Origin of the sequence: Pseudomonas sp. K5002, assembly GCF_013386655.1 — a bacterium.
Lineage (GTDB): Bacteria > Pseudomonadota > Gammaproteobacteria > Pseudomonadales > Pseudomonadaceae > Aquipseudomonas.
On record NZ_JACARK010000153.1, the window covers coordinates 1 to 1,089 of the forward strand.

1 protein-coding gene is annotated in these 1,089 nt (G+C 62.9%); it reads left to right on the plus strand.

The genetic code is table 11. From position 1 onward, the window contains the following. Positions 1-1,089 (plus strand): histidine kinase dimerization/phospho-acceptor domain-containing protein (locus HX846_RS08680; protein WP_178965264.1); only part of this gene is annotated, 1,089 nt, incomplete at both ends.

Sequence of the window (1,089 nt, forward strand, 5' to 3'; positions counted from 1 at the left end):
CGCCATGGCACTGCTGTTTGTGCTGGTGTCCCTGGCCTGGAACAGCCGGCTCAAGCGCCAGATTCGCCAGCGCCTCCAGGCCGAGCAGCGGCTCAACGACCAGTTGGCGTTCAAGCGCGCGCTGCTGGACGGCATGCCCAACCCGGTATTTGTGCGTGATCTGGAAGGACGCCTGGTGACCTGCAACACCAGCTATGAACAACAGTTGAACACCCGGCGCGAGCAGATCCAGGGCCTGACGCTGATGGAAAGCGGGCTGATGCCTGACGCTACGGCCGCGCGCCTGCATGCCGGCCACATGGAGCAATTGGCGAGCCAGCAGTCGCTGTTCGTCGACCGGCAGCTGGAGTTCAATGGCGGGGCGTTTCATGTGTATCAGTGGACGGTGCCGTTCTTCGACGCCAAGGGCCAGCTCCAGGGTTTGCTCGGTGGCTGGGTCGATATCAACGAGCGCAAGGTCCTGGAGCTCCAGCTGATGGATGCGCGGCAGGCCGCTGACGAAGCGAACTACGCAAAAAGCGCGTTTCTCTCGACCCTGAGCCACGAGATTCGCACGCCGATGACCGCCATTATCGGTCTGCTCGAGCTGGAACAGGAGCGTGCCCTGGCTGAAGGCAAGCCAGTGTCTGAAGCCCTGCGAGTGGCCCATCGCTCGGCGCGTGAGTTGATTGCCCTGATGGGCGACAGCCTGGACCTGGCCAAGATTGAAGCCGGTCATCTGCAACTGGCGCCGCAGGCCACTGACTTGAAAGGTTTCTTCGAGGGCATACAGCGCTTGTTCGAACCCATGGCGCAGAAAAAGGGCCTTCACCTGACCCTGGCATTCGACCCGAGCGCGCAAGGGTATTACTGGTTCGACCCGCTGCGCCTGCGTCAGGTTATCCATAACCTGTTGGGCAACGCGCTCAAGTTCACCTCGCGCGGCGAGGTTCGGGTCAGTGTTGCGCGCAAGCTTGACCCGGCGGGGGCCGAATATTTGCACCTGTGTGTGGAGGACAGCGGGCCGGGCATTGGCGTCGAGCAGCAGGCGCGAGTGTTCAAGCCGTTTATCCAGGTCAGCGCGCGGACGGCTGCCGAGCACGGCGGCAC